This is a genomic window from Nostoc sp. CHAB 5715, from assembly GCF_020829685.1.
Lineage (GTDB): Bacteria > Cyanobacteriota > Cyanobacteriia > Cyanobacteriales > Nostocaceae > Nostoc.
This window is the reverse complement of record NZ_JAIVFR010000523.1, coordinates 1-5,300: the sequence shown is the minus strand read 5'-3', so window position 1 is coordinate 5,300 and position 5,300 is coordinate 1. Positions and strand designations below refer to the sequence as shown.

Here is a 5,300-nt window from a genome sequence, read left to right as displayed (position 1 = left end):
ATTTTCAGTGGTGGTACAGGCCGGTGGTGCTCAGCGTCTGAATTATTACAAAAGGAACTATACCAACGTAGGTCAGCTGGTGGTAGACGGGGTTTACAACCTGGCCAACTCCAACCCTTCTCAGAACACAGTGGCCAGCAGAATTATGAAATCTGAAGTACAAAGTGTGTACGGCTCTGCTCAGTTCGGTTATAAAAATGCTTTGTTCCTGGATGTTACAGCACGTAATGACTGGTCAAGTACCTTACCTGCCAACGCAAGGTCATATTTCTATCCTTCGGTTTCGGGAAGTGCCGTAATCACTGATCTGCTTTCAGTACCTACAGGCATCTTGGACTAACTTTGAGAGTTTCGTAATGGTTAGAAACGTGCTTAGAATTGACCATTAATTCAATTTATCGTTAGCTGATGCTAGCGGCTAACCTTGTTTCCAGGTCTTGGAACAACGGTGTACTCAAATACCTCTCACCAAAACTGGGCTGAATCATCACAATTAAACGTCCCTTATTTTCTTGACGTTGGGCAACGCGAATTGCTGCACATAAAGCTGCTCCACTGGAAATACCAGATAGTAGCCCTTCTTCTTTTGCCAAACGCCGACTATAAGCGATCGCTTCTTCATCGGTGACGGTAATCACTTCATCAATTAATTTTATCTTGAGAACTTGGGGAATGAACCCAGCCCCAATTCCTTGAATTTTGTGTGGTCCTGGGCGTCCCCCAGATAAAACTGGGCTATTGGATGGTTCAACTGCGATCGCCTTAAAACTAGGCTTGCGTGCTTTAATCACTTCTGCTACACCAGTGATCGTACCACCTGTTCCCACCCCTGCTACGATCATATCTACTTGTCCATCGGTATCTTCCCAAATTTCAAGGGCTGTAGTTTCCTGATGCACTTTTGCATTGGCTGGATTGCGGAACTGCTGCAACATATAAGTATTTGGCATAGTATTAACCATTTGTTGCGCCCGCCCAATTGCCCCACTCATACCTTCCATCCCTGGCGTTAGTTCCAGTTCTGCTCCATAGGCCCGCAACATTGACCGTCGCTCCGCACTCATTGTCTCTGGCATTGTCAAAATTAACCGATAACCCTTAGCTGCTGCTGCCATTGCTAGGGCAATTCCTGTGTTTCCAGAGGTAGGTTCCACCAATACTGTCTTAAGAGGAGTAATCAGCCCTTCTTCTTCGGCGGCGTTAATCATACTCACCCCAATCCGATCTTTAACTGATGCCGATGGGTTCATACTTTCCAGTTTCACCACAATTTTTGCAACACATCCTTCTGTTTGGGGAATGCGGTTCAACTGCACTAGGGGTGTACGACCAACCAGTTCTGTAATGTTACGAGCAATTCGCATAATTTCGCCCTTAGTTATTAGTTATTTAGTTATGAGTCATTGGTCATTGGTCATTAGTCATTAATTAGTAGTTACAAGCAACAAAAATGACTATTACAATGACCACCCTACTCTGCTCTACTCATATAAAACCCGCCATAATTCACAGATCCTAACTCTTCCAGTATACTCCGGTTAACTACTGGTGTTTATTTGTTGCTGCTACCGAAAACAAAAAGCCCCGCCTGATGGCGGGGAGCAATAGAGTTCAAAATTATCGGTGGATAGTCAACACTCTAAAAGGTGAAAGTTGTTCTGAGCGTACCGATAATAGCATCATCGTTATCGCTGTTTTGACCAGGAGAGGTCAACCAGATTACACCCGGGGTAACAGAGATGTTATCTGACACGCGATACTTGTAGAAGCCTTCAAAGTGATATGGTATGTCATTATTACCACCAAAACCTGGTCGGTTAAAGGAATAGGGCTGTGCGCCAGCAAAAATACCTAAAACGTTACCCCGTTTACCAAAGTCAGCTAAAGCAACCCCAGCGCCGTATGACCAAGATTCATAATCATCATCTGCACCAAAGCCTGTCACATCGTGGTAAGAGACGAAGCCACTAACTGACAGCTTGTCGCTGGGTCTAAATGCAGCCGACACACCGTAGGAGTTACTGGAACCTGCATTTAGTAAAGCGTTAGATTGTTCAGTACCTACTGCAAAAGGTCTTGCTCCCAAAGAAGTGTTTACGTCTGATGCCTCACCCGAGTCGAATAAAGCACCGCCTGCACTGTATCCGTGAACGTAAGTAGCAGCTAAGGCCAAGCGATCGCCAACACTAAAGTTTAACTGTCCAAGAGCTGCATAGTCGCCGTTGGTCAGACCTGCACTAATACCAGGATCATTAGCTTGGGACGCCAAGTAACCCGCAGTTATTGAACTATTTCCCAGGATACCCTGACCTCTACCAAGGGGTAGATTAAGCGCTATACCTGCGCCACCACCAATACGATAGATGGGACTTTCAGAAGCAAAGGCAGACAAAGCACCATTACCACCGTCAGTTTGGTCGAAAAAGTAAGGGTTGTTAACAGCAGCATAATGGCTGTGTCGTCCCCCACTTGCCGCAAGGTAAACTTGGGCTGGGCCTATGGGAGCTTGATAGGTTAAACGATCTATGCTGACACTGTTGTTACCACTACCAGCACCAACTTGAAATGTTTGTGTGCCTTCAGCAGTGTTGTTGATAGGATCACCATCGTTATCTATTAGTGAAAAGGCTTGTGCATTCCCGGCTGCGAGACGGGTGTGCAAAACGTCTCTACCAGTGAAGCTAGTTTGTAAGTCTAAACGTACTCTGTTTTGGAAGACAGTATTATTAGCATCACCAGTGTTATCGCCAAAGGCATCACTAACAGCAAAAATAGCTTCACCAACTAGTTTGGTGGTAGTAGAAAACTGATTGGCTTCCAATTCAGCAGTCCGCGCTTCTAAGGTATCTACGCGGCCACGTAGGGTTGCTAATTCTGCCGAAAATTCTTCTTGTAACCGTTGTAAGGTAGCTAAATCTTGTTTAGTAACTAAGTCAGCTGTTGCTGTGGCAATCAATTCGTTAACCCGATCCAAACAGGCGTTCAAACCAGCAGCAAATTCATAACGCGTCAAAGCACGATTACCGCGATAAGTAGCATTTGGATAACCTGCAATACAACCATAGCGCTCAACCAAAGACTGCAATGCTTGGAATGCCCAGTCGGTGGGTTGTACGTCGGAAAATTGAGAAACCGATGTTACTTGAGACTGAGAATTATTTTGGTTACCTTCGTTGCTGTAGCGGTTAACTTGATCAATGGTTGTTTGAGCCAACATTTCTGGCTGTTGGGCAACTTCTGTTACACCTGGTTGTGCGGCTGGTGATACTTCGGTGGTTGTGTTTGGAGCCGCAATTGCTGTTGTTGAAACTAACAATGTCGCTCCCAAAATTGCTGGGCTAACCACTAAGGATTTCCACAATATACTAGACATTTTCTCTTTACTCCTCACACCTTGTTTAGATAATTGGTTTCGTTGCACCTAATTCTCAAAAATGCGACATCTCATTGAAACCTGTGCATGAGGCATAGTTGCCATTACTACAATTTTAGTTTTTGCAAAGCTAATAAACGATTAACTTAGGGTTAAAAACTTATCTGATTAACTTATGCAAAAACATATCTCTATATCATAACATTATAAAACATCTGATCTAGATGGCAAGATTGGAGTGATCGCCTTAAGAACTGTCACACATAATTATCTAAATATCTAAGCAGGGAGTAAGGTTTAAGGCATTCGCTCGCTCCAAGCTTAGACATTTAGCAGATTGTCAGTAAAAATTCCTTTTTGCACTTAGCCCTACTAAAATTCGCAGACCAATTAAAACACAATGACTCAGCTATACAAATGTAAGCAAAGCCTTCATGCAGGGTAGTTTATCTGCTATTGCGATCGCAAACACCAGCTTAGAAATTAGGGTTTTTCAAACCCGCGACTCTAAAGCAAAACCCGTAGTTTTGCCTTAAAGCTTGCTACGCGCTGTGTCTTTCGTTGCGGTGACTTCCAGTTACCTAGTGCAAGATGTCAGAAGAAATCACTTAGTACAACATTTCATTAATTCGTAGCGAATTCTCTGCGTACCTTTGCGCTTACCTCTGCGCGACGGCAGTCGCTACAACGGGGAGCCACTGCGGTGGACGGGAACACCTGCATAAAGCAAGTGGTGTGGGAACCCCCGCAACGCGCTGCCTCCCCTCTGCGTTTAAATTTCAACCCTCAATTCGCCACGATTTTACGCAAAGCTGTACTTAGTTAATTTGGGAAATCGCCTGCGCTAAATCAAAGTCAGCCTGCGTCAGCCCGCCTGCATCATGTGTTGTGAGTGTAATCTTCACTTTATTGTAGGAAATCTCTATATCTGGATGATGTCCAGCCGACTCAGCAGGCTCCACCAGCTTATTGACAAACTCAATTGCTTGGATAAAATCGTTGAATGTGCGGGTAATCTCCAAGTTGGAGCCTTTAACAGTCCAACCTGACAGAACCTTTGCACTTTCTTGAATTTCCGCCTCAGTGAGTAGTTGTGCCATATCAAGAAATTCCTAGTTGTATTATTTGGGTGAGATTATGTATTTCATCAAATAAAATCCCTTTTATTCTCCATAGAGAAAGGATGGGAGGATCAACTAGGGAATAATGCCTGTGTGCATATTTAAATCAGACTTAGTAAGTAGACGCTATTACTTACATCTGGTCAGATCACAAGGTTTAATGCAAAATATTTTTATTTTTAATAAAAGTTAAACATGTTGGCTTTGCCGCCGCAGCGATCGGAAATCCGCCGCCAAGGCTTTTTGCCATAGGAACCAGATCTGCCTCAATCCCTGCCTGTTCATGTGCGAAAAGCGTCCCTGTCCGGGCAAAGCCGGTCTGGACTTCATCGACAATCAATACAATGCCATGGGCGTCGCAGATTTCACGCAGACGCCTCAGGAAACTTGGCGGCGCAACAAGGAACCCCCCTTCCCCTTGCACTGGCTCAACAATGATAGCGGCAACATCGGCCGGCTCGACATCTGCCTTGAACAGGCGGTCCAGCGCATTCAACACATCCGCTTCCCCGATATTTCGGCAGGCGTCGGGAAATGGCAGATGGTAAATGCTGCCGGGCAAGGGGCCAAATCCCTTTTTGTAAGGAAGCACTTTACCCGTGAGCGCCATACCCAGCATTGTGCGGCCATGAAACCCGCCAACAAAAGCGAGAATCGCCGGTCGGCCGGTATAGGCACGGGCGATCTTGACCGCATTCTCCGTGGCTTCTGCACCGGTCGTCACAAACAATGACTTGCGCGGGCCATTTCCGGGAACAAGGCTGTTGAGCCGTTCAGCCAGCGATATATAGCCTTCATAAGGAGAT

General features: G+C 45.4%; 5 protein-coding genes. 1 reads left to right on the top strand and 4 read right to left on the bottom strand.

What is annotated here, in order from left to right; translation table 11 throughout:
- Positions 1 to 340, top strand: a 340-nt coding sequence (locus tag LC574_RS25025; protein WP_229456248.1) for a TonB-dependent receptor, incomplete at its 5' end; no start/stop codon positions are given.
- Between the two features lie 61 nt (positions 341 to 401).
- Here LC574_RS25025 and cysK read toward each other — a convergent pair.
- The 4 genes from cysK to LC574_RS25005 form a co-directional block, all read right to left on the bottom strand.
- Positions 402 to 1,364, bottom strand: coding sequence for a cysteine synthase A (cysK, locus tag LC574_RS25020; RefSeq protein WP_229456247.1), 963 nt, complete (start codon positions 1,362 to 1,364; stop codon positions 402 to 404).
- Positions 1,365 to 1,639: 275 nt separating this feature from the next.
- The gene (locus tag LC574_RS25015) at positions 1,640 to 3,373 is read right to left on the bottom strand and encodes an iron uptake porin (protein WP_229456246.1); all 1,734 of its coding nucleotides are present in this window, start codon (positions 3,371 to 3,373) and stop codon (positions 1,640 to 1,642) included.
- Between the two features lie 818 nt (positions 3,374 to 4,191).
- Complete coding sequence (locus LC574_RS25010) at positions 4,192 to 4,473, bottom strand: 4a-hydroxytetrahydrobiopterin dehydratase (RefSeq protein WP_229456245.1); 282 nt, start codon at positions 4,471 to 4,473, stop codon at positions 4,192 to 4,194.
- 178 nt (positions 4,474 to 4,651) lie between these two features.
- A partial coding sequence (locus LC574_RS25005) for an aminotransferase class III-fold pyridoxal phosphate-dependent enzyme (protein ID WP_229456244.1) occupies positions 4,652 to 5,300 on the bottom strand: 649 nt, incomplete at its 5' end.